Annotated in this window: 23 protein-coding genes, 1 tRNA gene and 1 other RNA gene; 12 read left to right on the top strand and 13 right to left on the bottom strand. The window is 71.0% G+C overall.

Annotation, left to right across the window (positions count from 1 at the left end):
* Position 1: 1 nt before the first annotated feature.
* The 6 genes from BJY17_RS05940 to BJY17_RS05965 all read right to left on the bottom strand — a co-directional run bounded on the left by BJY17_RS05940 (position 2) and on the right by BJY17_RS05965 (position 11,357).
* The gene (locus tag BJY17_RS05940; protein ID WP_179550540.1) at positions 2 to 1,810 is read right to left on the bottom strand and encodes an acetolactate synthase large subunit; all 1,809 of its coding nucleotides are present in this window, start codon (positions 1,808 to 1,810) and stop codon (positions 2 to 4) included.
* Positions 1,811 to 1,852: 42 nt separating this feature from the next.
* Positions 1,853 to 3,547, bottom strand: a complete 1,695-nt coding sequence (gene ilvD / locus BJY17_RS05945; protein WP_179550541.1) for a dihydroxy-acid dehydratase — start codon at positions 3,545 to 3,547, stop codon at positions 1,853 to 1,855.
* A gap of 9 nt (positions 3,548 to 3,556) precedes the next feature.
* Positions 3,557 to 5,803, bottom strand: coding sequence for a bifunctional alpha,alpha-trehalose-phosphate synthase (UDP-forming)/trehalose-phosphatase (locus tag BJY17_RS05950; RefSeq protein WP_179550542.1), 2,247 nt, complete (start codon positions 5,801 to 5,803; stop codon positions 3,557 to 3,559).
* A 105-nt stretch (positions 5,804 to 5,908) separates the two neighbouring features.
* Positions 5,909 to 7,867: a YhgE/Pip family protein gene (locus BJY17_RS05955; RefSeq protein ID WP_179550543.1), complete on the bottom strand. Its 1,959-nt coding sequence runs from the start codon at positions 7,865 to 7,867 to the stop codon at positions 5,909 to 5,911.
* Positions 7,864 to 10,749 carry an MMPL family transporter gene (locus tag BJY17_RS05960; RefSeq protein WP_179550544.1) on the bottom strand — a complete coding sequence of 962 codons (2,886 nt, stop codon included), beginning with the start codon at positions 10,747 to 10,749 and terminating at the stop codon, positions 7,864 to 7,866. The genes BJY17_RS05955 and BJY17_RS05960 overlap by 4 nt, the downstream gene beginning before the upstream one ends.
* Before the next feature lie 8 nt (positions 10,750 to 10,757).
* Positions 10,758 to 11,357 carry a TetR/AcrR family transcriptional regulator gene (locus BJY17_RS05965; RefSeq protein ID WP_179550545.1) on the bottom strand — a complete coding sequence of 200 codons (600 nt, stop codon included), beginning with the start codon at positions 11,355 to 11,357 and terminating at the stop codon, positions 10,758 to 10,760.
* Between the two features lie 97 nt (positions 11,358 to 11,454).
* On the opposite strand from BJY17_RS05965, the gene BJY17_RS05970 reads away from it, so the two are divergent.
* From BJY17_RS05970 to BJY17_RS06000, 7 genes are all read left to right on the top strand, one after another.
* Positions 11,455 to 11,643, top strand: coding sequence for a hypothetical protein (locus tag BJY17_RS05970; RefSeq protein ID WP_179550546.1), 189 nt, complete (start codon positions 11,455 to 11,457; stop codon positions 11,641 to 11,643).
* Between the two features lie 102 nt (positions 11,644 to 11,745).
* Positions 11,746 to 12,234 (top strand): hypothetical protein, encoded by a 489-nt coding sequence (locus BJY17_RS05975; RefSeq protein ID WP_179550547.1) that lies wholly within the window; start codon positions 11,746 to 11,748, stop codon positions 12,232 to 12,234.
* Between the two features lie 154 nt (positions 12,235 to 12,388).
* Positions 12,389 to 13,114 carry a biotin transporter BioY gene (locus BJY17_RS05980; protein WP_179550548.1) on the top strand — a complete coding sequence of 242 codons (726 nt, stop codon included), beginning with the start codon at positions 12,389 to 12,391 and terminating at the stop codon, positions 13,112 to 13,114.
* Positions 13,111 to 14,355, top strand: coding sequence for an AMP-binding enzyme (locus BJY17_RS18900; RefSeq protein ID WP_179550549.1), 1,245 nt, complete (start codon positions 13,111 to 13,113; stop codon positions 14,353 to 14,355). The genes BJY17_RS05980 and BJY17_RS18900 overlap by 4 nt, the downstream gene beginning before the upstream one ends.
* Positions 14,352 to 15,521, top strand: coding sequence for a thiolase family protein (locus BJY17_RS05990; RefSeq protein WP_179550550.1), 1,170 nt, complete (start codon positions 14,352 to 14,354; stop codon positions 15,519 to 15,521). Before BJY17_RS18900 ends, BJY17_RS05990 begins: the two co-directional genes overlap by 4 nt.
* Positions 15,518 to 16,207 carry an energy-coupling factor ABC transporter ATP-binding protein gene (locus BJY17_RS05995; RefSeq protein WP_179550551.1) on the top strand — a complete coding sequence of 230 codons (690 nt, stop codon included), beginning with the start codon at positions 15,518 to 15,520 and terminating at the stop codon, positions 16,205 to 16,207. Before BJY17_RS05990 ends, BJY17_RS05995 begins: the two co-directional genes overlap by 4 nt.
* Entirely contained in the window at positions 16,204 to 16,797 is a 594-nt protein-coding gene (locus BJY17_RS06000; RefSeq protein WP_179550552.1) for an energy-coupling factor transporter transmembrane component T family protein, read from the top strand. The genes BJY17_RS05995 and BJY17_RS06000 overlap by 4 nt, the downstream gene beginning before the upstream one ends.
* Positions 16,798 to 16,886: 89 nt before the next feature.
* Here the strand turns inward: BJY17_RS06000 and BJY17_RS06005 are convergent.
* Positions 16,887 to 16,959: transfer RNA gene (locus BJY17_RS06005), tRNA-Lys, on the bottom strand.
* A 171-nt stretch (positions 16,960 to 17,130) separates the two neighbouring features.
* Here BJY17_RS06005 and BJY17_RS06010 point away from each other — a divergent pair.
* From BJY17_RS06010 to BJY17_RS06020, 3 genes are all read left to right on the top strand, one after another.
* Entirely contained in the window at positions 17,131 to 18,009 is an 879-nt protein-coding gene (locus BJY17_RS06010; RefSeq protein ID WP_179550553.1) for an inositol monophosphatase family protein, read from the top strand.
* Positions 18,010 to 18,018: 9 nt separating this feature from the next.
* Complete coding sequence (locus tag BJY17_RS06015) at positions 18,019 to 18,942, top strand: LLM class F420-dependent oxidoreductase (RefSeq protein WP_179550554.1); 924 nt, start codon at positions 18,019 to 18,021, stop codon at positions 18,940 to 18,942.
* Between the two features lie 135 nt (positions 18,943 to 19,077).
* The gene (locus BJY17_RS06020; RefSeq protein WP_179550555.1) at positions 19,078 to 19,590 is read left to right on the top strand and encodes a septum formation family protein; all 513 of its coding nucleotides are present in this window, start codon (positions 19,078 to 19,080) and stop codon (positions 19,588 to 19,590) included.
* Positions 19,591 to 19,655: 65 nt separating this feature from the next.
* Here BJY17_RS06020 and BJY17_RS06025 read toward each other — a convergent pair whose 3' ends face one another.
* On the bottom strand, positions 19,656 to 20,582 hold the full coding sequence (locus BJY17_RS06025) for a DMT family transporter (RefSeq protein ID WP_179550556.1): 927 nt from the start codon (positions 20,580 to 20,582) through the stop codon (positions 19,656 to 19,658).
* An 81-nt stretch (positions 20,583 to 20,663) separates the two neighbouring features.
* Between BJY17_RS06025 and BJY17_RS06030 the strand changes: the two genes are divergently transcribed.
* Positions 20,664 to 21,575 (top strand): LysR family transcriptional regulator, encoded by a 912-nt coding sequence (locus BJY17_RS06030; protein ID WP_179550557.1) that lies wholly within the window; start codon positions 20,664 to 20,666, stop codon positions 21,573 to 21,575.
* A gap of 108 nt (positions 21,576 to 21,683) precedes the next feature.
* Here the strand turns inward: BJY17_RS06030 and ssrA are convergent.
* Positions 21,684 to 22,054, bottom strand: a transfer-messenger RNA (tmRNA) gene (ssrA, locus tag BJY17_RS06035).
* Positions 22,055 to 22,249: 195 nt separating this feature from the next.
* On the opposite strand from ssrA, the gene BJY17_RS06040 reads away from it, so the two are divergent.
* The gene (locus tag BJY17_RS06040) at positions 22,250 to 22,927 is read left to right on the top strand and encodes an SIMPL domain-containing protein (RefSeq protein WP_179550558.1); all 678 of its coding nucleotides are present in this window, start codon (positions 22,250 to 22,252) and stop codon (positions 22,925 to 22,927) included.
* Positions 22,928 to 22,959: 32 nt separating this feature from the next.
* Here the strand turns inward: BJY17_RS06040 and BJY17_RS06045 are convergent, their stop codons facing one another.
* From BJY17_RS06045 to ftsE, 4 genes are all read right to left on the bottom strand, one after another.
* Positions 22,960 to 23,697 (bottom strand): tyrosine-protein phosphatase, encoded by a 738-nt coding sequence (locus tag BJY17_RS06045; protein ID WP_179550559.1) that lies wholly within the window; start codon positions 23,695 to 23,697, stop codon positions 22,960 to 22,962.
* 53 nt (positions 23,698 to 23,750) lie between these two features.
* Positions 23,751 to 24,227: an SsrA-binding protein SmpB gene (smpB, locus tag BJY17_RS06050; RefSeq protein WP_056655819.1), complete on the bottom strand. Its 477-nt coding sequence runs from the start codon at positions 24,225 to 24,227 to the stop codon at positions 23,751 to 23,753.
* Between the two features lie 96 nt (positions 24,228 to 24,323).
* On the bottom strand, positions 24,324 to 25,235 hold the full coding sequence (gene ftsX / locus BJY17_RS06055) for a permease-like cell division protein FtsX (RefSeq protein ID WP_179550560.1): 912 nt from the start codon (positions 25,233 to 25,235) through the stop codon (positions 24,324 to 24,326).
* Positions 25,232 to 26,311: a cell division ATP-binding protein FtsE gene (gene ftsE / locus BJY17_RS06060; protein ID WP_179550561.1), complete on the bottom strand. Its 1,080-nt coding sequence runs from the start codon at positions 26,309 to 26,311 to the stop codon at positions 25,232 to 25,234. Before ftsE ends, ftsX begins: the two co-directional genes overlap by 4 nt.
* Positions 26,312 to 26,369: the final 58 nt, after the last annotated feature.

Raw genomic sequence — 26,369 nt, forward strand, 5'->3', positions numbered from 1 at the left:
GTCAGTCCTCCTCGCTGAATGCCGGCGAGTGATCGCGGGCGTACTGGATGTAGCTGTTCGAGACGCCCTGCGGCACCATCGGCCACACCATCGCGTCGGCCGAGACGACGAAGTCGATCACCACGGGGCGGTCGTTCGTCTCGAGCGCCAGCTTGATGGCGTCGTCGATCTCCTCCTCTTTCGTGACCCGGATGCCGAGTGCACCGTATGCCTCGGCGAGTGCCACGAAGTCGGGGATGCGCACGCTGTCGTGGCCCGTGTTCAGATCGGTGTTCGAGTACCGGCCGTCGTAGAACAGGGTCTGCCACTGGCGCACCATGCCGAGCGAGGAGTTGTTGATGATCGCGACCTTGATCGGGATCTTGTTCAGCGTGCAGGTCGCGAGCTCCTGATTGGTCATCTGGAAGCATCCGTCGCCGTCGATCGCCCAGACCACGCGGTCGGGTTCGGCGACCTTCGCGCCCATCGCGGCCGGAACCGCGTAGCCCATCGTGCCGGCGCCGCCCGAGTTCAGCCAGGAGTTGGGGCGCTCGTACTTGATGAACTGCGCCGCCCACATCTGGTGCTGGCCGACGCCCGCGGCGTAGACCGCCTCGGGCCCCGTGAGCTCGCCGATGCGCTGGATGACCTGCTGCGGTGCGAGCAGTCCGTCGGACGGCGTCGAGAACCCGAGCGGGAACTCGGCGCGGAGGCCGTCGAGCGTCGCCCACCATTCGTCGAGGTCGGGCGTGCCCGAAGCCCCGGCGATCGCGTCGCGGTAGGCGGCCTCGAGGTCGACGAGCACGTCTTTCGCGTCGCCGACGATCGGCACGTCGGCGACGCGGATCTTGGAGATCTCGGCCGGGTCGATGTCGACGTGCACGACCTTGGCGTTCGGCGCGAAGAGCGCCGCCTTGCCGGTCACGCGGTCGTCGAAGCGGGCGCCGAGAGCGATGAGGAGGTCGGCCTCCTGCAGCGCGATCACGGCGGGGACCGTGCCGTGCATGCCCGGCATTCCGAGGTGCTGCTGGTGCGAGTCGGGGAAGGCGCCACGCGCCATGAGCGTCGTCACCACGGGGGCGTTCGTCGTCTCGGCGAGCGCGAGCAGTTCCTGGGACGCGCCCGAGCGGATGACTCCGCCGCCGACGTACAGCACCGGGCGCTTCGCCTCTGCGAGCAGCTGCGCCGCCGCGGCGACCTGCTTGCCGTGGGCCTTCGTGATCGGCCGGTAGCCCGGCAGGTCGAGCTTCGGCGGCCAGCGGAAGACGGCCTTGGCCTGCTGCGCGTCCTTCGTGATGTCGACGAGCACGGGGCCGGGCCGGCCGGTCGTGGCGATGTGGTACGCCGCCGCGATGGTCGCCGGGATCTCCGCGGCATCCTTCACCAGGAAGGAGTGCTTCGTGATCGGCATCGTGATGCCGACGATGTCGGCCTCCTGGAATGCGTCGGTGCCCATGAGGTTCGAGAACACCTGTCCGGTGATCGCGAGCATCGGCACCGAGTCCATGTGGGCGTCGGCGATGGCCGTGACGAGGTTCGTCGCGCCGGGGCCCGACGTCGCGATGGCGACACCGACCTTGCCCGACGACGAGGCGTAGCCCTCGGCAGCGTGACCGGCGCCCTGCTCGTGCCGCACGAGGATGTGGCGGAGCTTCTTGCTGTCGAGCAGCGGGTCGTAGACGGGGAGGATCGCGCCGCCGGGAAGGCCGAACACGTCGGTGATGCCGAGCATCTCGAGTGCGCGGACGACCGCCTCGGCGCCCGTGAGTTCCACGGGAGCGCCCGAGGGCACTGGGGCGGGCGATGGCACGGGATTGGATTCCGTGGTCATTCGATTCCTGTTCTGGTGGACGGTGTGCGGGAAGCGCTGCACTCAGCCCGTCGTGGCGCCTTCTGCGGCGGAACGCACGAGCTTCGAGTACTTCGCGAGGACGCCACGGGTATAGCGCGGGGGAAGCGGAGCCCAGCCTTCACGGCGGGCAGCCAGCTCGGCATCGTCGACCAGTAGGTCGATGGAACGAGCTGCGATATCGACCCGTATGAGATCACCATCGCGCACGAAGGCGATGGGACCTGCGTCCACCGCTTCGGGTGCCAGATGGCCGATGCAGAGGCCGGTTGTGCCGCCTGAGAATCGACCGTCCGTCAAGAGTAGTACATCTTTTCCGAGACCGGCGCCCTTGATGGCTGCGGTGATGGCGAGCATCTCGCGCATGCCGGGCCCGCCCTTGGGGCCCTCGTAGCGGATGACGACCACGTCGCCGGCCTTGATCTCGCCCGCCGTGAGCGCGTCCATGGCAGCCCGCTCGCGCTCGAACACGCGCGCGGGGCCCTCGAAGGTGGCGGCGTCGAAGCCCGCCGTCTTCACGACCGCACCCTCGGGAGCGAGCGAACCGTGCAGGATCGTGAGCCCGCCGGTCTCGTGGATCGGGTTGTCGAGCGTGCGGAGCACCTCGCCGTCGAGCGGCGGGAGGTTCAGCTCCTCGAGGTTCTCGGCCATGGTCTTGCCGGTGACGGTGAGCACGTCGCCATGCAGGAGGCCGGCGTCGAGCAGCGCCTTCATGAGCACGGGAACCCCGCCGCGACGGTCGACGTCGTTCATGACGTACTTGCCGAACGGCTTCAGGTCGCCGATGTGCGGCACCTTCGCGCCGATGCGGTTGAAGTCGTCGAGGGTGAGGTCGACCTCGGCCTCACGGGCGATCGCGAGCAGGTGCAGCACGATGTTGGTCGAGCCGCCGAGCGCCATGCCGACCGCGATGGCGTTCTCGAACGCCTTCTTGGTGAGAATCTGACGTGCGGTGATGCCGTGCTCGAGCAGGTTGACGACCGCTTCGCCCGAGCGGTGCGCGTAGTAGTCGCGGCGACGGTCGGCGGATGCCGGCGACGCCGAACCCGGCAGCGAGAGGCCGAGCGCCTCGGCGACCGAGGCCATGGTGTTGGCGGTGTACATGCCGCCGCAGGCACCTTCACCGGGCGCGAACGCGCACTCGATGCGGTGCGCGTCTTCGGCGCTCATGGTGCCGGCCTTGACCGCACCCACCGCCTCGAACGAGTCGATGATCGTGATGTCCTTCTCGGTGCCGTCGGACAGGCGCACCCAGCCCGGCGCGATCGAGCCGGCGTAGAGGAAGACCGAGGCGAGGTCGAGGCGGGCGGCCGCCATGAGCATGCCGGGGATGGACTTGTCGCAGCCGGCGAGCAGCACCGAGCCGTCGAGTCGCTCGGCCTGCATGACGACCTCGACCGAGTCGGCGATGACCTCGCGCGAGACGAGCGAGAAGTGCATGCCCTCGTGGCCCATCGAGATGCCGTCGGAGACGGAGACGGTGCCGAACTGCAGCGGGTAGCCGCCGCCGCCGTGCACACCCTCCTTGGCGGCCTGCGCGAGGCGGGCGAGCGAGAGGTTGCAGGGGGTGATCTCGTTCCACGAGGACGCGATGCCGATCTGCGGCTTATCCCAGTCGGCATCACCCATTCCGACGGCTCGGAGCATGCCCCGGCTGGTCATGGCTTCGATACCGTCGGTGACGGTGCGGCTACGAGGTTTGGGATCGAACTCCGACATGCAACGAGTCTATGGCCAGCGCGAGGGGCCCCCGTGCGTCGCTTCACGTGCATCCGCGAGGCGTTCGAGCAGGTCGGCGACATCTTCGGGACTGCGCACGCGGTGGGCCGCGAGCGACCGGCCCTGACCGACCTTCACCCCCAGATCCTCCGACTCGAGGGCGGCGAACGCGTCTTCGTCGGTGACGTCGTCGCCGACGTAGATGACGGCGCTGGCGCCCGCATGCTGGCGGAGCCGCGTGAGTGCTTCCCCCTTGTCGCTCGGGCGCACCGCGAACTCGATCACGCCCTTGCCGCCGCGCACGGTGAGCTCGGGGATCTCGGCCTCGACGCGCGCCCTGGCGACCCGCTGCAGGTCGCTCGCGGCGTCGGGTGCGACCTTGCGCGTGTGCAGCGCGAGCCCTGCAGGCTTCCACTCGACCCATGCGCCGTCGACGCTCGCGGCGACCTCGTCGAGCACGCTGGTGAGGTGCTCGAGCGCCGCGAGTTCGCCGTCGCGGAGGTCGATCGTGACGCCGCCGCCGTCGAGCTGCAGCTCCACCCCGTGCGAGCCGCTCATGAGCGTTCCCGCCGGTGGGTCGGCGACCTCCTTCAGGCTCTCGAGCGATCGCCCGGAGACGATCGCGACGCGGGTGTCGTCGCTCGCGGCGAGGCGTTCGATCGCAGCACGGGCGCGATTCGTGGCGCGCGCGTCCTCCGGCCGGTCGACGAGGGGTGCGAGCGTGCCGTCGAAATCGAGGGCGACGAGCAGCCGGTCGGTGTCGGCCAGGCGCGAGATCGCGGCATCCAGCCCGTCGGGAACGCCCGACGCGATGATGCCTGCGCCGGTGAGGGTCTTCAGGAACGTCGACGACCACTTCGCGACGTCGTTCTCGCGCACGCGCTTGCGGAGCGCCCGCATGCGTCGTGCGCGCTCCTTGCGAGGCATCTGCGCGGCCTCGACCATCGCGTCCTTCAGGCCCTCGATGTCGTGCGGGTTCACGAGGATCGCCTGGCGGAGTTCGTCGGATGCCCCGGTGAACTCACTGAGCACGAGCACGCCGTCGTCGTCGAAGCTGCAGGCCACGAACTCCTTCGCGACGAGGTTCATGCCGTCGCGGAGGGCCGTCACGAGCATGACGTCGGCAGCGAGGTAGAGGGCCACCATCTCCTCACGCGGGTAGCCGTGGTGGAGGTACGCGATGGCCTGGTGGCCGAGGGTCGAGTAGTCGCCGTTCAGCCGCCCGACCATGAGCTCGATCTCGTCGCGGAGCTGGCGGTACGTCTCGACGCGCTCGCGCGACGGGCTCGCGACCTGCACGAGGGTGACGTCCTCGACCGAGAGCCGGCCGTCGCGCAGCAGCTCGCCGAAGGCCTTCAGCCGGTGCCGGATGCCCTTCGTGTAGTCGAGCCGGTCGACGCCGAGCATGATCGTCTGGGGGTTGCCGAGGCTCTCCCGGATCTCGTGGGCGCGGGCCTGGACATCGGGTCGCCGGGCGAGCTCCTCGAACCCGGCGGAGTCGATCGAGATCGGGAACTGGCGGGCGACGACGTGCCGCACCTCGCCGTCGGGGCCGGGCACGTCGAGGACGCTGCCGCGCGTCGCGTAGCCGAAGAGCCGGCGCACCGCGCGCGTGAAGTTGCCGGCATCGGCGGCGCGCTGGAACCCGATGACGTCGGCGCCGAGCAGTCCGTCGAGCACCTGTCGCCGCCACGGCAGCTGCGAGTAGATGCCGTATGCCGGGAACGGGATGTGATTGAAGAAGCCGATCACGAGGTCGGGGCGCTTCTCGCGGAGCATGCGCGGCACGAGCTGCAGCTGATAGTCCTGCACCCACACGACGGCGCCGGGCGATGCCGCGCGCGCGGCCGCCTCCGCGAAGCGGCGGTTCACGCGAACGTAGGCGTCCCACCACTCCCGGTGGAAGGAGGGCGGTGCGATGACGTCGTGGTAGAGCGGCCAGAGGGTGTCGTTGGAGAACCCCTCGTAGTACTCCTCGAGCTCCGACTCCGAGAGCGGCACCGGGATGATGTTGATGCCGTCGTACTCGAACGGGTCGAACTCGCGATCGGCGACGCCGGCCCAGCCGACCCACGCGCCGTCGGCGGCGCGCATGACGGGTTCGAGCGCGGTGACCAGCCCGCCGGGCGAGCTCTTCCACGTGGTCTCCCCATCGGGGCCGCGCAGGTAGTCGACGGGCAATCGGTTCGAGACCACGATCATGTCGTAGGCGGCGTCGACGTAGAGCTCGTCGCGTGATGATTCAGGGGCGTTCATAGAGCGGATGTCCCTCCTCGCGCTCTGCTCAGGCTAACAGTCGTGCGGCGGCGCGGGATCCGACCGGATCTGCCGGTTCCCGCGCCGCACGGCGGCGGAGGCGGCTCAGCCGAGGGCGGCCGCCGCGAACCCGATCGAGCGGATGCCGCGGCGCCGGCTGACGACGAGCGTCGTGCCGAGCACGCCCACGAGACCGAAGACGACGAGCACGCCCGCCGCCATCGCGACCGATCCGCCGGCGGCGCCCGAGACGATGAACTGCATGCCCTGCACCGCCCAGGTGAGCGGCAGGAACGGGCTGATCGCCTGGTACGGGCCGCTCAGCACCTCGACGGGGTACAGCCCGCCGGAGGCGGTGAGCTGCAGCGCGACGAGCACGAGCGAGACGAGCAGCCCCGCCCGGCCGAGCCAGACGGTGAGGAAGGCGTGCAGCGAGGTGAACACGAGCGCGAGCAGTGCCGCGAACGCGAGCGTCTGCGGCAGCAGGCTCCAACTGACGTCCATGGTGCCGTGCAGGAGCAGCACGACCGCGACCGCCTGCGCGAGGGCGATGAGCCCTGCCCGCGCGAGCGTGCGCCAGACGAGCCCGCCGGTCGAGGCGGTCGAGCGCAGCGCCTCGCGACCGAAGGGCCGGAACACGAGGAAGAGCGCCAGCGCGCCGAGCCACAGGCCGACCGGCACGAAGAGCATGCCGATGACGTCGCCCACGCCCGCGATCTCGTGGTCGCGGGTCGCGTCGACCGTGACCGGTTCGGCGATGACGTCGGCCGTCTTCGAGGCGTCGATGTCGGTGAGCGCGGTCGCGCTCTCTGCGCCGGACGTCAGTCCCGAGGCAAGGGTGTCGGCGCCGCCGGCGAGCTTCGTGGCGCCGCTCGCGGCATCCGCTGCACCGCCCTGGAGCGCGCCGAGTCCGCCGGCGAGTTCGTCGAGACCCGTGGCGAGGCTGTTCGCGCCGTCAGCGAGCTCGCTCCCGCCGCTCCGGATCGCTCCCGACCCGTCTGCGAGCTGCTGGGCGCCTGCTGCCGCGTCGGAGATGCCGGTCTCGAGCGCGGGCAGACCTGCCGCACCCTGCGCGAGGGGCGCCCCTTGTCCAGCGACAGCGCTGAGCGTCCCGCTGACCGTTGCTAGCTCGGTGTACAGCCCCGGTACCGCTGCAGGATCCTGATTCGCGAGGATTCGAGCAGTGACGTCGGCCAGCTGCGCGCTGTAGCCGTCGACGGCGGACGTATAGCCGCCGACTCCGGTGCCGAGCGCACCGAGCCCGGCTGTCTCCGCCGCCATCTTGCCCAGGCCGGCGTTCAGCCCGTCGACGCCCTGACTGTAGGCGTCGACGCCCTGCGTGTACTGCGTGACCCCCGCCGCGTACTGGTGCGCGCCGCTCGCGGCATCCGCTGCACCGGTTGCCGCAGAGGCGACCCCGTTCGAGAGCGTGCCGAGGCCGCCCGCGAGGGAGCCGGCACCGCTCGAGAGCTGCGTCGCGCCATCGGCGGCGTCGCCGAGCGAGCCGCCCATCGTCGCGAGGTTCGTGTAGAGACCCTCGAGGTACTGCGCGGTCAGCTCGCGGCCGAAGGTCGCCGACATCGCGTCGCCGACCGACTGCGCGACGGAGCCGGCGAGGTAGCCGTGGGCGTCGTCGGTGCGGATGTCGAGGTTCGCCTGCGTGGGGCTGGCGCCCGAGAGCGAGGTCACCGACTCCGAGAAGTCGGAGGGGATGGTGAGCACCGCGTAGGCATCGCCCGAGGCGAGCAGGTCGGCCGCCTCCTCGTCGTTCGAGATCGTCCACTGGAACCCCGAGGTCTCGGGGTCGGTCAGCTCGGTCACGAGCAGGCGGCCGGCGAGCACGGGCTGTTCGGTGCCGTCGGGCAGCGTCATCGTGACCATCTCGTCGTTGTTCACGACGACGGCCGGGATCTGCTCGAGGTTGTCGCCGCCGCTGCCGACGGCGCCCGAGACGAGGCCGGCGACGGCGAGCGGCACGGCGACGACCGCGGCGACCAGCACGCCGAAGCGCACGCGTCGCTGCGCGGGGGTCGAGCCGAAGAGTCGGGAGAGTCGGGTGCTCATCGGAGGGCCTCCTGGGTGCGCGAGACGGGTTCGAGGGTGCGGATGCCGCGGGCCGCGAGCTGCGGCGAGACCGCGGGCGGCACGGCGGACGCGCCGAGGCCGACGATCACCGTGACCTGGGCGGGAACGAGCACGGCGAGCGCATGCCAGAGCCCGCCCGTGGCCGAGCCCGGATCGTCGTCGAGGTCGATGACGACGGCCTTCGGCCGCTCGGCGAGCGCCGCCGCGACTGCGACGAGGGTGCGGGCTTCGACGCCCAGGGCGGAGAGCGGGGTCTCGGTCGTGAACCGGGGCCCGTCGGGGCCGTGGCCGGCGGCTGCGGCCGCCCGCTCGGTCCACGATCGGACGAGCGAGTTGGACGGCGCGATGCGGTACCACGGGCGGGTGGCGTCGAGTCGGCCGGCGATGAGTTCGCCGACGGTGCCGCCCGGTGCGGCATCCGCTGCGACCTCGGCGATCGCGACGCCGCGCATGACCGTGCCCGCGCCCGAGGGCAGCGGGGAGCCGAGCACCGCGAGTCGGCCTCCGACCGGCGCGAGCCGGCCGGCGAGCGTCGCGGAGACGACCCGGCGGTCGACGGCCTCGCCCCGCACGACGAGCACGCCGCCGGCCGGCACCTCGACGGTCAGCGGGCCGATCGGTCGCTCGGGCAGCCCGAAGACGGCGGCCTCGGCGTTGACGGCGGCGGGGCGGGAGGCGGCCCACTCCTCCTGCTCGAGGTGGGTGCGCAGCCCTTCGCCCTCGATGTCGACGTTCGGCAGCACCCTCGCGAGCCACTTCGGCAGCCACCAGGCCGCCTTGCCTGCGAGCGCCATGGCGGCGGGCACGAGCGTCATGCGCACGAGGAAGGCGTCGAAGGCGACGCCCACGGCGAGCGCGAACGCGATGCCCTTGATCACGCCCGCGCCCTCGGGCACGAAGGCGAAGAAGACGAAGAACATGATGAGCGCGGCGGCGGTGACGACGCGCGCGGCGTGCTGGAAGCCGTGCACGACCGACTTTCGCGCGTCACCCGTCTTCACGAACTCCTCGCGCATGCCCGAGACGAGGAACACCTGGTAGTCCATCGCGAGGCCGAACAGCACCGCCATGAGCAGGATCGGCAGGAAGCTCAGGATCGGCCCCGGCTCGACGTGCAGCAGGTCGGCGAACCATCCCCACTGGAAGATCGCGACGGTGACGCCGATCGCCCCGAATGCCGAGAGCAGGAAGCCGAGGGCGGCCTTGATCGGCACGAACACCGAGCGGAACACCATGAGCAGCAGCACGATCGAGAGCCCCACCACGATGAGCGCGAACGGGATCAGGGCGTCGGCGAGCCGGTTCGAGATGTCGATCGCGACGGCCGTGTAGCCGGTGACGGCGATGGGCGTGCCGTAGTCGGCGGTGATCGACGGCTCGAGCTCGCGGATGTTCTCGACGAGCACCTTCGTCGCCGGGGCATCCGGTGCGCTCTCGGGGATGACCTGGATGATCGCGGTGTCGGCCGTCGGGTTCGGCAGCCCCTGGCCCACGAACGCGACGTCGTCGAGTTCGCCGATGCGCGCCCCGATCGCGTCGAGGTCGCCGAAGATGTCGGTCGTCTGGGTGATGTCGACGGTGACGATGAGCGGGCCGTTGTAGCCCGGCCCGAAGCCCTCGTCGATCATCTCGTACGCCTCGCGCTGGCTCGAGCCCTCGGTGCCCGAGCCGTTGGGCAGGTTGAGGTCGAGGCTGAGGGCCGGCACGGCGGCGGCGCCGAGCAGGCCGACCACGACCACGACGAACACGACGGGCGCCTTCAGCACGAGGTCGACCCAGCGGCGGCCCATCGTGCGCTTGCCGCTGTCGTCGTCGGCGTTCGCGCGGCGGTGGGCGCGGCTGCCGGGCTTCGGCACGAGCTTGCGGCCGAAGACGCCGAGCAGCGCGGGCAGCAGGGTGACGGCACCCGCCACGGCGATGAGCACGGCGAATGCGGCGCCGATGCCCATGACGCTGAGGAACGGGATGCCGACGACGAGGAGGCCGAGCAGGGCGATGATCACGGTGAGGCCCGCGAAGACCACGGCGCCGCCGGCGGTCGCGACCGCCTCTGCGGCCGACTCCTCGGGATCCTGACCGCGAGCGAGCTGGTTGCGATGCCGCGACAGGATGAAGAGCGCGTAGTCGATGCCGACGGCGAGGCCGATCATGACGGCGAGCATGGGCGCCGTCGAGGAGACCGTCGTGAACGCGGCCACGATCGAGATGCCGCCGAAGGCCGCGCCGACGCCGACGAGGGCGGTCAGCAGCGGCATGCCTGCCGCGAGGAGCGAGCCGAAGGTGATGATGAGCACGACCGCGGCGAAGAGCACGCCGAACACCTCGGTGATCGTCAGTCCGAAGCTCGTCTCCTGGAACACGTCGCCGCCGAACGCCACCGTGAGGCCGGCGTCGCTGCCGAGCTCGCCCGTGGCCTCGACGGCCTCGAGCGACTCGGGGGTGACATCGGTCACCTGGCCGTCGAACTGGATCTGGATGTAGGCGGTGCGACCGTCGCCCGAGATCTGGTCGCCCGCGTACTCGTCGAACGGGCCGAGCACGCTCGCGACGCCGTCGACCTGTTCGAGCTCGGCCTCCATCGCCTCGATCGCGTCGCGCGCCGAGGCGGCCTCGACGGTCTCCCCGTCGGGAGCCTCGACGACGGCCTTGGCCGAGGCGCCCGCGGTCTCGGGGAACACGGCGGCGAGCTGGTCGATCGCCGTCTGCGACTCCGTGCCGGGGATGGCGAAGGAGTCCTGCAGCTGGCCGCCGAGGGCCAGGCCCGTGCCGAGCAGCCCGCCGAGCAGGAGCACCCAGGCGACGATGACGTACCAGGCGCGGCGGAACGCGAACCGGCCGATGCGGTGGAGGAGGAGAGCCATGGGTCTGCCTATCGGGTCGGGCGGCCGTCGGCCGTCAGCAGGAGTTCGGAGAGCACGGAGATGAGGGCGTCGCGCACGTCGTCGTCGGCGAACTGCTGGTCGCCGTCGAGGAACGTCGCACCGGCGACGAGCGTGTAGGTGGCACCGGCGAGCGCAACGCCGAAGCGCATCTGCTCGGCGAGACTGGCGTCGTCGGCGCAGATCGAGTCGGCGAGACCGCGGATGGCGGTGTTCGCGCGTTCGATGACCGGCAGCCCGCGCAGCGATTGGCCCTGGTTCACGAAGGTGTGCACGGCCAGCCGGTTGCCGAGCAGGAAGTCGACGAATCGTTCGATGAAGACCGCCCGTGCGGCCGACGAACGACCGCCGGCGACGAAGTCGCCGAGCAGGGTCTCGAGCAGGTCGATCGACGGGCCGATCGCGGCCTCGAGCAGGGCTTCCTTCGACGCGTAGTGGTAGAGCACGCTCGACTTCGAGTAGCCCGCGTGGTCGGCGATCTGCTGCAGCGAGCTCGCGGCGAAGCCGACGGTGGCGAACTGCTCGAGCGCGGCCTGGCGCAGCTCGTCGCTGGCCCGCACGCGGGAGGGAACTGGTGCATCGGAGGGCATGATCCCACGGTAATTGACCGATCGGTCAGCTCCTGCACGATCGGTCAGATTCACGGATGTCTCTCAGCCGCCGGAAACGGCACGGTAGCGTTGCGGCATGCGCAAGTACCTCTTCAGCGGTGCCGTGATCGGCGCCATCCTCGGCGGCATCGGCGTGGTGAAGACCACGGCCACCGGCCCCCGCGACTGGCGACTGCTGCTCATGTGGGTGTCGTGGGCCGCGAGCCTCGCGATCGCGATCGGCACCGTCGCCGACGAGACCAAGCAGGGCGAGCTGGGCGAATAACGGGGCCGCGCCGACGTTGCGCGGCGTGTCACTCGCAATCCGCTCCGACGTGCCCGAAACTGGGACGAACGACCCGAGACGAACCCACGAGAGGGGCCACCGATGTTCCGCCGCTGGCGCCGTGCACGGCTTGCCGCCCAGGCCTCCGCCCATGTTGCCGCCCCGACTCCGCACCCTACTGCGGCAGACCTTCGCGGCGAGCACATCTTCGAACTGCTGAACTCGCGACTGTCCGAGTTCATCGGACCCGGCGGCGGCTGGTCGCTCGTGCGCAAGTCCGACGGCGACACCGACCGCATCTTCCACGCGATGCTCACGCACCAGATCGCGGCCGAACTCACCCGCGTCATTCTCGAGGAGCGCGATTCCGTCGCGGTCGTCGTGCCGGCCGGTGAAGAGACCATGGCACTCGGCTGGGAGCCGTCTCCGCTCATCGTCTGGGCAGACCCGGTCGAGACGACCGCACCCGTCGAGGCCGCCGCGCAGTTCGACGTCGCCGACAAGCTGTTCGCCGAGGCATCCGTCGAGGTCGAGGCCGCAGCGCTGCCGACGATCGGCGCAGCCACGGCCCTCGAGGCACGCGCGGCCTGAACCGGCCGGCGCCCCGCGCCGACCTGATCACGCGAGTGACCCCGCGCTCCAAAATCGACGGCGCATTCTTGTATCGCCAGCCGAGAACGCACTCCCCCGCTCCTCGTAGCGTGATTTCCGGGCAGTCGCCCGCACGCCACGAGAGGGGAACCCGTTGAGCTCCGCCCACAGCACCAGCCAGAGCACCAGCCCGGACACGACCGAGTCGGGCCCGACGGCCTCAGGGGCGCGCCCGCGCCGCAGCAGTGCTCGCGACCTCGCCCAGATCGCCGTCTTCGCCGCACTCATCGCCGCTCTCGGCCTGCCCGGGGCGCTCACGATCGGCGGCACCGCGGTGCCGATCACGTTCCAGACCCTCGGCGTGATGCTCGCCGGCGCCATCCTCGGCGCGCGCAAGGGCACCCTCTCGGTGCTCCTCTTCATCGCGCTCGTCGCCGCCGGCCTGCCGCTGCTCTCGGGCGGCCGGGGCGGTCTCGGCGTCTTCGTCGGCCCGTCGGTCGGCTACCTCATCGGGTGGCTGCTCGGCGCCGCCGTCATCGGCTGGGCGACGGCTCGACTGCTGCCGCGCTACCCGGTCGTGCCGGCGCTCGCGTGGACCGCGCTCGGCGGCATCGTCGCGATCTACCTCGTCGGGGTGCCCGTGTTCGCCGCGATCACCGGCACGCCGCTCGGCCTCGCGATCTCCGGATCGGCCGTGTTCCTCCCGGGCGACCTCCTCAAGGTCGTCGTGACCGTGTTCGTGGCGAAGGGCGTGCACCGGGCGTGGCCGGGACTCATCGAGCCGCGTTCGTGGCCGTGGGCGCCGCGACCGGGCGCGGTCGTCGCCGACCCGGCATCCGATTCGGCTTCCGACTCGACCGCCGCGGACCGCTCGGCGTGAGCGACTGGCTGCGGGGACCGCGGGGCGGGGTCGCCCTCGCGTTCGGCGGCGACGCCGTGCGCTACGGCGAACTCGCCGACGCGGTCGCCGCGGCCGTGCTGCCGGGCGGCGACGGCCTCGTCGCCTGCCGGGTCGGCACCGACCCCATCCGTCTCATCACACTCGTGCTCGCCTGTCTCGAGCGCGGCCGCCCGGTGCTCGTCGGCGGTGACGCGGCCGCCGCCGAGCGGATCTCGGCCGACCTGCCCCCCGGAACCGAGCTCGCACTGCTCACCTCGGGTTCGTCGGACCCCGCGGGCACCCCCCGAGCGGTCGCCCGCACGAACGCCTCCTGGCTGGCATCGGCCGCCCCCCTCGCCGAGATCGCAGGCACCGGACCCGACGACCGGATCGCCGTGACCGGCCCGCTGCACGTCTCGATGCACCTCTACGCGGCGCTCCACGCCCTCTGGACGGGCGCAGCGGTCGGCGACGAGCTCCGCGGCGCGTCCACCCTCCACGCGACGCCGACGCGTCTGGCACGACTCCTCGAGGCCGACACGCTGCCCGCCGCGGCGATCGTGGCCGGGGCCGCGATGAGCGACTCCCTGCGCGAGCGGGCGGCGGCTCGAGGCATCCGCGTGACCGAGTACTACGGCGCCGCCGAACTCTCGTTCGTCGCCGTCGGCCGGGGCGGCTCGCTCGCACCGTTCCCCGGCGTCGAGGTCGAACTCCGCCCGGCCGTCGCGGGCCGCGAACTCTGGGCGCGCTCCCCCTACCTCGCCCTCGGGGTCGTCGGCGGGGGCATGCTGCGCCGCGACGACGGCGGCTTCGCCACGGTGGGCGACCTCGCCGAGCCGAACGGTCCCGAGACGTTCCGCATCACCGGGCGCGGCGACGCCGCGATCACGACCGCGGGCGCGACCGTGCTCGCCGAAGACGTCGAGGCGCGCATCCTCGCGCTGCCCGGGGTCGTCGCGGCCGTCGTGCTCGGCGAGACCGATGCGTTGCTCGGCGAACGCGTCGTCGCGGTCGTCGAGCTCGACGGCACGGCGGATGCCGCAGCCGTCGTCGCCGCCGCCCGGGAGCGCCTTCCCGTGGCCGAGCTGCCGCGACGCTGGTTCGTGAACGCCATCCCGACGACCGTCTCCGGCAAGCCGGCGCGCGGACTCCTGCAGGTCGCGCTCGCGGCGGGCACGCTCGGTCCGTCCATCCCGTCGCATGCGCCGCATCCGTCGCCGTCGGAACGGAGCGGCGCATGACCCGCGAGACCGCTTCCGCGCCCGTCATCGTGGCCCCCAGGCGCTCGGCGATCGGCACGGCGGGGCGCAGCTTCGCCGCGCACACCGTCGACGCCCTCGCGGCCCCGGTGCTCGCCGAGGTGGCCGCGGCCGTCGCCCCGAGCGGCCTGCCGATCGACGACGTCGTGGTCGGCAACTGCATGGGACCTGGCGGTGACCTCGCCCGCGTCGCCGCGCTTCGGGCGGGGCTCGGCACCTCGGTGCCCGGGGTCACGGTCGATCGGCAGTGCGGCTCGGGACTCGATGCGGTCATGCAGGCGGCGGCCCGAGTCGGCGCCCGTCATGGCGAGCTGTTCCTCGCCGGCGGTGCGGAGTCGGCGTCGACGGCACCGCACCGGTCATGGCCGGAGACGGGCGAACGCTATTCGCGCGCACCGTTCGCGCCGACCGGATTCCCCGATCCCGACATGGGCCCGGCGGCCGACCGGCTCGCTGCCGTCCGTGGCATCTCCCGCGAACGGCAGGACGCCTGGGCTGCCCGCTCGCACGCACGTGCTGCCGCAGCGCAGGCGAACGGCACGTTCGACGGTGAGATCGTCGCGATCGCAGGCGTCGAGCGGGACGACCGCCCCCGGGCCTCGATGAACGTGGCGCGGCTGGCGCGATTCGCGCCCGTGTTCACCGCCGACGCCGGCGCGGTCGACGACGCGGAAGGGTTCGGCACGGTGACCGCGGGCAACTCCTGCGGGTTCTCCGACGGTGCGGCGATGATGGCGGTCACAACCGGTCGAGCGGCACGCGAGCTCGGCCTCCCCTCACTGCGCATCGTGGCGACCGCCGTCACCGCAGGCGATCCCGCGCTGCCGGGCATCGGTGCGGCACCCGCGGCCCGCCTCGCGCTCGCACGCGCCGGCCTCCCGGCCGCCGGGCTCGGGTTCGTCGAGATCACCGAGGCCTTCGCCGCGCAGCTCCTCGCGGTCAGCGACGAACTCGAGCTCGACGAGACGATCATCTCGGCCGACGGCGGCGCCATCGCACTCGGCCACCCGTGGGGCGCCTCGGGCGCCGTGCTGCTCGTGCGACTCGCCGCCCGCATGTTCGCCTCCGACGACGCCCGCCCGGGGCTCGCCGCCTGTTCGATCGGCGGCGGCCAGGGCATCGCCATGATCGTGGAACGGACCACATGACCGAGATCGTCTTCGACCACGTCAGTCACCACTTCGATGCGGAGCGCGTCGTCGACGACGTCTCGCTGGTGCTCCGCGAGCACCGCATCGGCATCGTCGGCGCGAACGGTTCGGGCAAGTCGACGCTCGCCCGCATGATCAACGGCCTCGTCACGCCGACCGCCGGCCGCGTCTCGGTCGGCGGGCTCGACCTCGCCCGCCACGCGCGCGAGGTGCGCCGCCAGGTCGGCTTCGTGTTCACGAACGCCGACAACCAGATCGTGATGCCCACGGTGCGCGAGGACGTCGCGTTCACGCTGCGCCGGCACAAGCTCGAGAAGGCGGATGCCGCGGCGCGCGTCGACGCGGCCCTGCACCGGTTCGGACTCCACGAGCTCGCCGACCGCCCGGCGCACCGGCTCTCGGGCGGTCAGAAGCAGCTGCTGGCCCTCGCCTCGGTGCTCGTGGCGGAGCCGGCGGTGATCGTCGCCGACGAGCCCACCACGCTGCTCGATGCGCGCAACGCGCGGCTGGTGGCCGAGCATTTCGCCGAGTTGCCGCAGCAGCTCGTCGTCGTCAGCCATCAGCTCGAGCTGCTCGACGGGTTCGACCGCGTCATCGTGATGGAGGCCGGGCGGGTGATCGCCGACGATCGTCCCGACGTCGCACTCGAGGCCTATCGCGAGCTCATCGGCGGCCCGCGATGATCGGGGTCTTCCATCCCGGCCGCTCGCTCGTGCACCGCACCCCGGCGCTCGCGAAGCTCGGGCTGCTCGCCGTGCTCGTGACGGTGATCGCCCTGCAGACCTCGCTCGTCGCCCTCGCCGTGGCATCCGGCCTCGTTGCGGCCCTCTTCGTCGTCGCCCGGCTGCCGGTCGGGCTCGTCTGGCGGCAGATCGTCCCGATCCTGTGGCTCCTCGCCTTCGCCGTGCCCGTGCAGGTGATCTTCGGCGGGTGGGAGGCCGCGGCGACGATGGCGGTGCGGCTCGTGCTCGCCGTGGCCCTCGCGGCGCTCTACACGCTCACGACGCCCGTCACGGCGACGCTCGATGCCATGCAGGCGCTGCTCCGGCCCCTCCGCCGCTGGATCGACGCCGACCGCGTCGGCCTCACGCTCGCGCTCACGATCCGGTGCGTGCCGCTCCTCGCCGACATCGTGCGCGAGGTGCTCGAGGCGAGGAAGGCGCGCGGCGCCGAGGGATCGGTCATGGCGCTCGCCGTGCCGGTCATCGTGCGGGCGCTGCAGACCGCCGAGCACCTGGGGGATGCGCTGACCGCGCGCGGCTTCGACGACTGATGCCGAACCCGGGGTCCGGATCCGGCGACCGGAACATCGCCGGGAAATGAAAAAGCCCCGAACCCGGCGAGAGGTTCGAGGCTTGATCGTGCACCCCCTCGGACTTGAACCGAGAACCCACTGATTAAGAGTCAGTTGCTCTGCCGATTGAGCTAGAGGTGCATACTGCGTTGTTTCGGCCCGGATTTTCAACAACCCGAACCGAGGAATCACAGTATCAGGAGAATGCACTGTTGCGCCAATCGAGGCGAGCATCGGCGCGTCGCGGGCTTCGTCCGCACCCGGCCGGCCCTGCCGTCCGCACCCCATGATCGCCCGCGATAGCCTGATCGAGTGACCGCCGATTCCACCTCCCAGCTCACCTCCGACCTCGCGCTCGCGCTCGAACTGGCCGAACTGGCCGACGCCGTCTCGATCGCACGATTCCGTGCCATCGACCTCGACGTGCAGACGAAGCCCGACCGCTCGCCCGTCACCGAGGCCGACCTCGCCGTCGAGCGGGCGATCCGCGAGCGCATCGCGGCGGCCCGCCCCGACGACGGCATCCTCGGCGAGGAGTTCGGTACTGAGGGCGACGGCGCACGGCAGTGGATCATCGACCCGATCGATGGCACCGCCAACTTCCTCCGCGGCGTTCCGGTCTGGGGCACGCTCATCTCCCTCGCGATCGACGGCGTGCCCGTCGTCGGCGTCGCATCGGCACCGGCGATGGGCCGGCGCTGGTGGGCAGCGACGGGCCACGGGGCGTGGACCACGACCTCGGCGGCCGAGGCCGGCGCGAGTGACGGCGGCACGAGCGAGTCCACCACGGCCGAGGCCGCGGGCGGCGAGGCATCCGTGCCCGGGGCCCGGCGCCTGCAGGTCTCGGGCGTCGCCTCGCTCGCCGACGCCTCGCTGAGCTTCCAGAGCCTCGCCCAGTGGCGCGATGCCGGCTACCTCGACCGCCTGCTCGCGCTCTCGGAGCGCGTCTGGCGCGACCGCGCCTACGGCGACCTGTGGTCGTACATGCTGCTCGCCGAGGGCCTCATCGACATCACGGCCGAGTTCGACGTCAAGCCGTACGACCTCGCCGCGCTCATCCCCATCGTCGAGGAGGCCGGCGGTCGATTCAGCTCGGTGACCGGCACGCCCGGACCGTGGAGCGGCAACGCGCTCGCGACGAACGGCGCCCTCCACGACGAGGTGCTCGCGGCACTCGCCGACGAGGCGTAGGCGGCCGGCGTGGAGGTCTGCATCTTCACCGAGCCCCAGCAGGGCGCGAGCTACACCGAGCAGCTCGCACAGGCGACGGCGACCGAGCGGCTCGGCTTCGACGGCTGGTTCCGCTCCGACCACTACCTGGCGATGGGCGACGGCGACCCCTTGCCCGGTCCGACGGATGCCTGGACCACCCTCGCCGGCCTCGCCCGCGAGACCCGGCGCATCCGGCTCGGCACGCTCGTCTCCTCGGCGACGTTCCGGCACCCGTCGGTGCTCGCGATCCAGGTCGCGCAGGTCGACGACATGTCGGGCGGCCGGGTCGAGCTCGGCCTCGGCACCGGATGGTTCGCCGAGGAGCACGAGGCGTACGGCATCCCGTTCCCGGCCAAGCGGTTCGGCATGCTCGAGGAGCAGCTCGAGGTCGTCACGGGCCTCTGGTCGACGCCCGTCGGCGAGCACTACGACTTCGCCGGCGAGCACTACCGCCTCGAGCACTCCCCCGCCCTGCCGAAGCCGGCGCAGTCCGACCTGCCGATCATCATCGGCGGCTCGGGCCCGAAGCGCACCCCGGCGATCGCCGCCCGATTCGCGAGCGAGTTCAACATCGGGTTCCGCGACGAGACCGTGGTCGCCGAGATGTTCGGCCGAGTTCGGCGTGCCTGCGACGACATCGATCGCGATCCGGCCTCCATCCGCACGAGTGTCGCCCTGCCGACCGTCGTCGCGACCACCGATGCCGACTACCGGCGACGCCTCGCGGCCATCGACGAGGACCCCGCGACCTTCGCCGACGTCAACGTCGCCGGAACCCCCGCGGCCGCCGTGGAGAAGATCCTGCGGCTGCGAGATCTCGGCGCCGACCGGGTGTACCTCCAGCTCGTCGACCTGCGCGATCTCGACCACCTCGAACTCATCGCCGCAGAGGTGCTGCCGCACCTTCGCTGACGACGTGCGGCGCGTCGCACCCTCCCGCTAGGCTGACCTCGAAATCAACCGGATGGGGCGGGGGCGCCGGTCGATCCGAGTCCCCTCGCGATCATCCTCACCCGAATCGAGAGGCCCTACCCCTTGAACACCACCATGCGTCGCACACTGACGCGCGCACTCGTCTCCGTCGCCGCGGTCGCCGTCGTGATCCCGCTGAGCGGCTGCGGCCTGCTCAGCAACCTCGCCGGCGGCAGTGCACCGCAGCCCGAGCGAGACGAGACCACGCAGGAGATCGTCGAGGAGGGCGACGCCGACGTCTTCGCGCTCATGGTCGGCGACTGCATGAACGAGGTCAGCGAAGAGGTCGTCTCCGAGGTGCCCGTCGTGCCGTGCGACCAGCCGCACGACGAAGAGGTGTTCTTCGACCTGACGCTCGAGGGCGACGAGTACCCCGGCGACGACGCCATCCAGTCGCAGTCCGACGAGGCCTGCCTCGCGCAGTTCGAGCCCTTCGTCGGCATGGCCTACGACGTGTCGACGCTCGCCTTCTACGCCTACCGTCCCTCGCAGGAGAGCTGGGAGCAGATGGACGACCGTGTCGTCTCCTGCGTGATCTACGACCCGGCCGGCAAGGTCACCGGCACGCTCGAGGGCGCGGCCCGCTGATCGACGAATGCCGCGTGGCGCGCCGTCGGGCGTCGCCACGCGGCATCCTCGTGTCCGGCGCGTGGTCAGGTCGTCGTGCGGGGCCTCCGACGACTCCACGCCACACCGGCCAGGCAGAGCGCACCGCCGACCAGGCCGAGCAGGGTGGGCAGCTCGCCGAGCAGCAGCCACGAGAGCAGCACGACGATCGCCGGCACCGCGAGCGTCGCCGACGCCGTGGCGCCTGCCGAGCTGCGCTTGAGCACGTACGCCCACAGCAGGAACGCCACGGCAGTCGGCCCCACCCCGAGGTAGATCACTGCGAGCACGGCGGGAGCCGGGGCATCCGAGAGCTCGACGACGGTCTGCGGCAGGAACGGCAGCAGCACCAGCGCACCGACCACGCAGCCGATCCAGGTCGCGCTCAGGGCGTCCGCCGAACGCAGCGCGACCTTCTGCACGAGCACCCCCGATGCGTAGAGCATCGCGGCGAGGATGCCGAGGACGATGCCGATCGGCTCGCTGTCGGCCCCGATTCCGCCGGTCGCGATGATCACGACGCCGGCGAAGGCGATCGCGATGCCGACCATGAGCGGTCGCGGGAAGCCCTCCTTCAGCAGCACCCCTGCCGCGAGTGCCACGAGCAACGGCGCGACGTTCACGAGCATCGCGACCGTTCCGGCGTCGAGATGACGTTCCGCCATGTTGAGCACGAGGGTGTATCCCGCGAACCAGAGCACCCCGTAGACCGCGATGAGCACGAGGGCGCGCGGGCCGGGCAGGGGCGGACGCCGCCAGGCGGCGATGGCCACGAGCACCACGGCGCCGACGAACTGTCGGCCGAGCGCGAGGGGCCCCGGTGAGATCGTCTCGCCGACCGCACGGATCGCGATGAACGCCGAGGCCCACAGCACGAGCACCACGACCATCGCGGCGAGCACCTTCCAGCCGATCGGATCCGGCGCCGTCGCGGCCGTCGTCGAGTCGGGCACGGTGATCGCAGGCAGTCGCATGAGTCCATGCTGCTGCCACGCTCGCGGCAGTACAAGCGAACGATCCTTCCGATTCATTCAGCAGGACTGTACGATCTGAGCATGGTGGATCCGCATCGACTCCGGGTGTTCCGCGCAGTCGTGCAGACCGGCTCGATCAATCGCGCCGCAGCACGACTCGGCTATACGCCATCGGCCGTCAGCCAGCACGTCAGCACGCTGCAGCGAGAGACGGGGCTGACGCTCATCGAGAAGCGCGGCCGCGGCATCGTGCCGACGGCGGCCGGCATCGCCGTCGCCGATCGCGCCACCCGCGTGCTCGACCAGCTCGCCGACTTCGACTCACTGGCCGACGACCTGCGCTCCGGTCGCAGCGGCACCCTCCGCATCAGCTGCTTCTCCTCCGCGAACCGGGCGTGGATGCCCGCGATCGCCGCGACCATGCTGGCCGAGTTCCCCGACCTGCGGCTCGAGCTCGCCCTCGTCGAGCGGCACGGACAGCTGACCGGCGAAGCCGATGTCGAGCTCTACGTCGCCGAATCGGTGCGCGGCGACCGCGACCCCACCGTCGCCGACGGCGTCGCCGACGGCTACGACGTCGAGCCACTGCGCACCGAGGGGTACGTCGTCGTCGTGCCGCGGGCGCACCGGCTCGCGCAACGGGAGTCGGTGCCCCTGCTCGAACTCGCCGACGAAGTGTGGATCGACAACGACGACGCCCGAGGTCCGTGCCGTGAGATCGTGCTGTCCGCCTGCGCCGCCCGCGGCTTCGCCCCGCGGTTCCGCCTGGACGCTCCCGACTACGCGACCGCCTTCGACTACGTCGCCGCCGGCCTCGGCATCACGGTGCTGCCGCGGCTCGGAGCGATCCGGCTCCCCGACGACGTCGCGACGCTCGCCGTCGACGATGCCGGCGTGCGGCGGCGCATCATGCTGCGGGTCAAGCGGTCGATGCGCACGCATCCCGCCGTGCAGCGGTTGACGGAGCTCATTCGCGACGCCGCCCGCACCTGATCGCCGGGCGTGCCCACCGACGCCTCGACACGAACCGGGCAGCAGAGAAGCCCGGCCCCGTGAATCACGGTGCCGGGCTTCCGAACCACACTGTGCGACAACGGCCGATGGTGGAGATGGGGGGAATTGAACCCCCGTCCATCGCTGTGATTCCACGCCTTCTCCGGGCGCAGCCTGTGCAAGCGTTCTACTCGGCCCCGACCTTTGCCACAGGCGTCTAGGTCGACAGGCCCAGCCTGATGAAGTCCCGCGTGTCGCTCAGGCGACGACACGCAGCAAGTTCCCTAGATGACGCCAGCTACCGGGGCGGGAACAGACCCGCGGGCTGACGGACTATCGGGCTCGCTTATGCAGCGAGGGCGAAGTCAGTGCGCTTTGCATTGGCACTTATTGTTTTCCAGAGATCGTTTACGAGATAACCCTGGATCCTCGGCCCGCTTCTCGTGGGTTCGCAGACGATGTCGAAACCGATCATCCCCATGCATCGCCGTAACCGATCGCCCAGTCGGAACTGGGCATGCAGCCTGGCGGGCCGTTGTCGCACTGTGGAGTTTTCAACGAGCACGAGCTCGAACCCCGGGTGCCCATCGTTGAAACGGTGAGTACCCGGCCTTACAGTCTAGAACAGGCGCGGCCGCTCCGCCATTCCCGAGCGGATTCACCTGGAGGTCCATGTGGCTACCGTCATCGCCGTGCGCGGCACCGCCGAAGAACGCATCGCTCCCGAGCTCGGCGCCGTCTCACTCACCGTGAGCGCATCCGGAGCCGAACGCGACGCGACGCTCGCGCGCACGTCGACCGCCCATGAGCAGCTCATCGCCGAGGTGCGCGAGCTCGAGGCATCCGGGGCACTCGACACCTGGTCGGCCGGGCAGCTCCGCGTCTCCTCGCATCGCCCGTGGAACAACGAGGGCAAGCAGTTGCCCGTCGTGCACCAGGCGAGCGCCGACGTCGAGGTGGTCTTCACCGATCTCGAACGGCTCGGCGACTGGGTGAGCACGATCTCGCTCGGCGACTCGATCGGCATCGGCGGCATCGACTGGCGACTGACGGATGCCACGCGCAAGCGCACGCAGGAGGCCGCACAGCAGGGCGCCGTCGCAGACGCGGTCGCGAAGGCCGCCGTCTACGCAGCAGCACTCGGACTCGGCACCCCGACGCCCGTCGAGCTCGCCGACACCGGCCTGCTCACCGCGCAGCCGGTGCCGCAGGGCGGGCCGGGCGAGCGGATGTTCGCGATGCGCGCGTCGGCCGACACGTCGGGCGGCGGCGGCGGACCCTCGGAGTTCACACCCGCGCTGCTCGTGATCTCGGCCTCCGTCGAAGCGAGGTTCAGCGCCGACCCGATGTGAACGCGCGTCGAGACCGCCTGAGCTGCGACGGCTCAGGCGGGATCGATGAGCAGGTGCTCGAGCGCGGCGAGTGCGCTGAGCTCGAGACCCGACGCGAGGAGATACTCGCGCACCGAACCGTGTTCGCGCTCGACGATCTCGATGACGTCGTCGAGGGCCTCGCGCGGACTGCCGCCCAGAAGCGTGCGCAGCGCGGGCGAGTCGGCCACCCCGTAGCCCGCCATGCGCGAGATCATGCCCTCGAGCCACTCGCCGGCGAGATTCGCCTCGGTCGAGGCGTAGTCGGTCACGACGGACTCCCGGTCGACGCCGACCGCGAGCAGCGCGAGGGCGATGACGATGCCGGTGCGGTCCTTGCCCGCGGTGCAGTGCACGACGACCGCGCGGTCGCCGGCCGTCGAGATCTCGCGCAGGGCGTCGACCACGACGGAGGTGTGCTGGGTCACGATGCGCTCGTAGAGCGCATCGAGCGAGATGCCCGCCATGCCCTGCGACGCACCCGATCCCTCGAATACCGGCAGCCGCAGCACCTCGACGTCGAGGTCGCCGAGGTCGTCGGGCATGGCCGCGACCTCCCGCTCGTCGCGCAGATCGATGACGATGCCGACGCCGAGGTCGCGGAGTCGCGCCTGGCCGGCCGCGCCGAGACGGGCGAGTCCGTCGGAACGGAAGAGCACGCCGTCGCGGACGGTGCCGGTCGCCGCCGACAGCCCGCCGACGTCGCGGAAGTTGTAGGTGCCGGGAACCGGAATGCGCGTCGAGGTCTCCATCGCGATGAGCCTACACGCGCCCGCAGAGCAGGCGCAGGGCTCGTGCGCGCGAGCTAGTCGCCGAGGTTCTTCCGGCTCGCCATGGCGCGATCGGCCTCGCGCTTGTCCTGACGCTCGCGCAGCGCGTGGCGCTTGTCGTACTCGCGCTTGCCCTTCGCGACCGCGATCTCGACCTTCGCGCGCCCGCCCGAGAAGTAGATCTGCAGGGGCACGAGGGTGTAGCCGCCCTGGCTCGTGCGGTGGCTGATCTTGACGATCTCCTGCTTGTGCAGCAGGAGCTTCCGCTTGCGACGCGGCGCGTGGTTGTTCCACGTGCCCTCGGTGTACTCGGGGATGTGCACGGCGTCGAGCCACATCTCGCCGCCCTCGATGAAGGCGTAGCCGTCGACGAGCGACGCACGACCCTCTCGGAGCGACTTCACCTCGGTGCCGGTGAGCACGAGGCCCGCCTCGTAGGTGTCCTCGATCGTGTAGTCGTGGCGCGCCTTGCGGTTGGTCGCCACGACCTTCTGACCGGTCTCCCTGGGCACGAGCGACTCCTTGCTTCGAATAGCGGATGCCCCGGGGCATCCGGAGCAGCCGTTCAGTCTAGCTGCTCGCGGCCGGGCGTGTCGAAACCCGGCCGATCAGACCTTCAGGTACCTCGTGATCGCGATGCCGGCCGAGACCGCGGCGAGCACGACGCCGACGAGGATCAGGAGCGGCACCACGAGCAGCGCGTCAGAGAGGTCGACGAACGTGAACGAAAGGTTGTCGGCGAGGTAGCCCTGCACGAAGAAGACCACGATCGCCACCACGGCGCCGCCTGCGAGCAGGGAGCCGATGAGCCCTGCGAACACCCCCTCGAGGATGAACGGCGTCTGGATGAACCGGTTGGATGCCCCGACCAGGCGCATGATGCCGAGCTCTCGCCGTCGTGAGAAGGCCGAGAGCCTGATGGTCGTCGCGATGAGCAGCGCCGCCGCGACGAGCATGATGGCGGCGACCGTGATCGCGGTGTAGCTCGCCGCGTTCAGCACGTCGAAGATCTGGTCGAGGTAGCGGCGTTGGTCGACGACGCCCTCGACGCCCGCCATGCCCGCGAAGCTCTCGACGAGCACCGCCGCCTGAGACGGGTCGACGAGGTTCACCCAGAACGTCTCGTTCAGCACCTCGGGCGTCACGTAGTCGGCGGCAGGGGTGCCCTCGAACTGCTCCTGGAAGTTCGCGAACGCCTGATCGTGGTCTTCGAAGTAGAACTCGTCGATGTACTTCGAGAGGGTGTCGGAGGAGAGCTGCTCCTCGATCGCGGCCTTCTGCTCCTCGGTCGCCTCGCCGTCGGTGCACCCGGCAGTCGTCGACACGCTCGTGCAGAGGTAGACGGCGACCTGCGCCCGGTCGTACCAGTAGTTCTTCATCTGGCCGATCTGCAGCTGCAGCAGTGCCGCGGTGCCGACGAAGGTCAGCGAGATGAACGTGACGAGCACGACGGAGACCACCATCGAGGCGTTGCGGCGAAGGCCGTTCGCCGCCTCGGCGAGCACGAGACCGATCCTCATTTCGTCGGCCCCACTTCCTGGTCGTCGTCGCCTTCCCGGGGGCCTCCCGGGGCCCGCAGTCCGAGGCGTTCGGCGAGCGTGAGGTGTTCGGATGCCGCCGCGGCATCCTTCGTCTTGGGTTTCAGCTGCTCGGGGTCGACCTGGATCGTGCCCGTCGCGGCTGCCGTGATCTCGGCGGCGGCATCGGTCACGGCGTCGGTCGCCTCGGGTTCGACGTAGAGCGGTTCGGCGTCGCGCATGACCTCTGGGGTGACCTTCGGCGCCGCCGCGGTGACGACGGGGGCCGCTGCGGGCGTGTCGGAGTCGGCCGTCGCGTCCGAAGCGTCGGGCACGCCAGACTCCCCCGGCTCGCCCGACCCGCGGCGGGGCACGACCTCGACGTCGCGCACCGTCTGTCCGTCGTACCCGGCGCTGCGCTCATCGCGCACGATGTCGCCGGCCGAGAGTTCGATGACGCGGCGTCGCATCTGGTCGACGATGCCGGCCTCGTGGGTGGCCATGACGATCGTCGTGCCGCTCGCGTTGATGCGTTCGAGCAGGGTCATGATGCCCGCGCTCGTCACGGGGTCGAGGTTGCCGGTCGGCTCGTCGGCGAGCAGGATCTGCGGCTTGTTCACGATGGCCCTCGCGATCGCGACGCGCTGCTGCTCACCGCCCGAGAGTTCGTGGGGCATCCGCTTGCCCTTGCCGTCGAGTCCGACGAGCTTCAGCGTCTCGGGCACCGCCGACTGCACGTAGCCCCGCGACTTGCCGATGACGCGCAGCGTGAACGCCACGTTCTCGTAGACCGACTTGTTCGGCAGCAGCCGGAAGTCCTGGAAGACGACGCCGAGGTCGCGCCGGAAGTAGGGCACCTTGCGCGTCGAGATCGAACCCAGGTCTTGGCCGAGCACGTGGATGGCGCCCTTCGACGGCTTCTCCTCCTTGAGGATGAGCCTGAGGAAGCTCGACTTGCCAGAGCCGGAGGCGCCGACGAGGAAGACGAACTCCCCGCGGAGGATCTCGACCCCGATGTCGTTCAGGGCGGGCCTCGCCTGGCCGGGGTAGGTCTTGGTGACGGAGTCGAAGCGGATCATCGGAATCGAGCCTAAGGAAGGAGCAGGCGAAAGTGGGCAGCGACACCGGGAATCCGGG

It is taken from the genome of Agromyces hippuratus (genome assembly GCF_013410355.1).
Taxonomy (GTDB): domain Bacteria; phylum Actinomycetota; class Actinomycetes; order Actinomycetales; family Microbacteriaceae; genus Agromyces; species Agromyces hippuratus.